Raw genomic sequence first — 3,632 nt, 5'->3', positions numbered from 1 at the left:
CTGTGGCCTGCACCACGATCCGCACCATGCCGTTCACCAGCACATTGGTGCTGGAGATGTCCAGCGAGGCAATCGCGGGCGGCTGAATGCTAACGAAATTCAGCACGAGCGCGCCCGCGTTGGTGCTCATGAAGAAGTAACCCCCCGCCAAGTCCGTGGTGAACGCAGTCGTGTCAAACACGAATGCGGCAGGATTAAAGTTGGTGACTGTGCCGGTCAAAGTCGCCAAAGTGAAGGACCGCGCGGCGTCCTTGCTGAAGTCAATCTGCGCGGTAGGGAGGATTTTGATGATGATGGGATTCGTCTCCGTGGCTTGGAGATTGATGCCGCCGGTCACATTAAGCAAATCCCAATTGACACCCGCCGTGCCGGTCTTGCTGCTGATTTCCCAGAAATAGGCCGCGCCCCCATTCCAGGTTTGCGGACCCGTGCTCAAGGAACCCACACCGCCAGCACCGGGCGCAAGCGCGCCGCTGAGATTAATCGGACTCGCAATCGTGCCGCTACCGGACAAGGTCGCGTTGCTCACCACGGTGACTCCACTGCTGGCCGTCAGGGAACCATTCACCACCAGGCTACCGGCATTGACCGTGGTCGGACCCGCGTAGGTGTTGACACCAGTGAGTGCGACCGCGCCGGTGCCGTTTTGAATCACCGCGCCGGTGCCGCCAATGGCGTTGGCCACCGTCAGGGCGTCACTCCGGTTGAATACGAGTACGGAGTTGTTCGTCACGCTGCCACCACCAAAAGTTCCCGCAGTCCCGCCATTGCCGATCTGCAGCGTGCCAGCGCTGATGGCGGTCGGGCCAGCGTAGGTGTTCGTGCCGGAGAGCACGAGCGTCCCGGCTCCGACCTTATTCAATCCTTGCGCACCAAAGACCGTGCCGGCGATACCGCCAGTGATTCCCGAACCGACCCCAATGTTTTCCACCGCGTTCCAAACAAGATTCACGCTGTTGGATATCGTGAACGAACCGCCCAACTGCAACGCGCCGGTCGGCGGGTTGTTGTCGTCGAGATAAAGAATAGCCGTGCCCGCTGCGCAGGCATTGCCCAAAATCAACGGCCCGCGCTCCACATCAATCGTTCCGGCCAGCGTGTTCGTGCCATTGAGTGTCAGCGAGCCAGTGTTTTGGCTCGTGGCACCACCTTGGAAAAATAACACGGTGCTCGGACCTCCCCCGCTCAAGGTGCCGTTAAAAATCGTCGAACTGTTGTTGGGTGTAAGCAGCGTGATGTTGCCGCTGACATTGCCGAACACAATGTTGTTCGTGAGCACCGCGCTCGTGCCGTTGATGGTCAGTTGCGACACCCCGCTAAACGTCAAGAAGCCGCGTCCAATGTTCGACCCGTCGTTAATCACCAACGAGCCTGCCGACACGGTCGTGCCGCCGGAGTAGGTATTGGCCGCGTTCAAGGTCACCGTGCCGGCGGCGTTGGTAACCGAGCCGGAGCCACTGATAACACCCGCAACACTGATCGTGCTGCTGTTGAACACCAGGGCGCTGTTGTTGGTGATTGGCCCATTTCCAAAAGCGGTCACCGCGCCGCCGTTGCCCACTTGGAGAATGCCCGCGGAAATCAATGTCCCACCGGTGTGAGAATCACTGCCAAGAATACTCAACGTGCCAGACCCGTTCTGCTGCAGGTTACCATTGCCGGAAAGGCCCGAAACCGACACGGCGTCGCTGCGGTTGAAAACCAGCGCGCCGTTGTCGGTTACCGAGCCGGTTCCCAGCGACCCTGTTGTGCCGCCATTACCCACCTGCACGGTGCCACCGGAGATGGTGGTCGCCCCGCCATACGTGTTGCTGTTGAGAATGGTCAGCGTGCCGGTGCCGGTCTTCGTCAAACCAGCCGTTCCCGTGATGGCTTTTGTTCCCGTCAGAGAAAAGTTTTTCGTGGAATTATTGAACGTCACCCCACCTGGGGTCACATCCGCCACGCTCACATCTACGGTCGTTCCCGTGGCCGTGTCGGTAAACGCAACTGTGTCGCCGTTCTGATAATCCACCGGAGTGCTGCCGTCGGAGTTCAGCACCCAATTCTTTGGCGCGGCCAACGTGTTGACGCTCCATTCCGTGCTCAACGCGCCGCTCCACCGCGGGAAATCCACCGCCGTCACATTCAAGTCAATCGAGTGATTTGCCGTATTATTGACCAAACTGGCAACCACGCGAGGCGGTAGCGTGCCGAGCTTGAACGCACTAAAACCGGTCCCACCCAGCGTACCGGCATAGGTAATCAAAGGGTACTGCCCAACCGCTGGCGCGGCCCCCCCCACGTTGATGGTGACTTTGCCAGCGCCTGAATTGATGACGAAACCATTGTTATTGGTGACGGCAATAATCGCCGGGGTGCTGTTGCGGGTCAGATTCAGTGTCGAGGTGTCTGTGGAGACGCTGCCCAACGTCAGGCTCTTGAGCGTCAGCGTGCCGGAGCCGGTGCCATCACCGGCTTCAATGGAGGAACCATTGGCATTCGTGACAGCCGCGACGATCACTCCGCTTCCACCGAGCGTCGCGCCATTGGCAACGGTCACCCCGCCGCCATTGATGGATTTGTTGTTAATATAGAGTTTGCCGCCGTTGACCGCCGTCGTTCCCGTATAGCCGCAAATTCCGCTCAGGGTCAGGGCCGCAGGACCGGTCTTGACCAGGCTCAGCGTTGGGACTGTGCTGCCACCGGAACCAACGTATTCCGCCACGAAGTTGGTGATGTTTCCGGAGAAAGTCCCTGGGTTGTTCTCTGTGATGGTGAGGGTCGCAGCGGCCACGTTGCCCGGACTCCGGTTTGCGTTGGCAATCAGCGGGGTACCGGCTCCGGTTGAGGAAAGATCCGAGACGGCGGCATTTTTTCCGTAGAGGAAAAACCGGCCGTTGTTCCCGGAAGCCACATTGAACCGAAGCACATTCCCGGCGGGAAACGCGCCGACGGCACCGAGATAAACCGAGCCGCGCTGGATCTCCATCGGGCCCGTGAAACTGTTGGCGGCATTGAGACAGAAAGGTGTTTCCATCGGATTGCTGCCCGTATAGGAATCCTGGGCAATGAAAGTTAATCCACCCGACCCACTAATGGACCCACCGAACATACAGTCCGCTGCGGTCAATCCATATTTATCAACGCCGTTGTGATCCGTTCTGCCCCAAATATAACGCTGCAGAGGACCAAGGTCCACCGGCGCTGTAATCGAACACCCGTAGTTAAGAGTGCTGTTGGGGGTATCGTTGGAGCAAAAATCAATGTCCGGGTAAGTCGTGCTGTTGTTGGTCGTCGAAACCAGTTGTAATGTCCCTGGACCGGTGACACAAATGCTGGTGCCACTAGAGTTGGCATTCATTGACAACGTGCCGGCAGACTGGGTCACATTACCCGCCGCGATGCTCAAGGGTGAGCTGGACGACAGGGTGGTGGAGCCAATCGTGTTCGTCGTCCCGGCCTCCAGCACTCTGGCACCCAAGACTTGAAATAGTGCCAAGGTGAGCGCCGCGAAGCGGATGCGAATATGACTGTTATTGCGTGAGGATTTCATAGTTGTTCCAATTGCTGATGGTTAAATAAATAAACACTTTCAGAATTACGGCATCAACGCGGTGCCAATGCGGTAGAACTTGAACGGCCCGGTCGCC

General features: G+C 58.3%; 1 protein-coding gene. It reads right to left on the bottom strand.

Annotation, left to right across the window (positions count from 1 at the left end):
* A partial coding sequence (locus WCO56_29250) for an autotransporter-associated beta strand repeat-containing protein (protein ID MEI7733688.1) occupies positions 1 to 3,535 on the bottom strand: 3,535 nt, incomplete at its 3' end.
* Positions 3,536 to 3,632 lie beyond the last annotated feature (97 nt).

Source organism: Verrucomicrobiota bacterium (assembly GCA_037139415.1).
Classification (GTDB): Bacteria; Verrucomicrobiota; Verrucomicrobiia; order Limisphaerales; family Fontisphaeraceae; genus JBAXGN01.
This window is presented reverse-complemented; position numbering and strand designations above follow the sequence as displayed.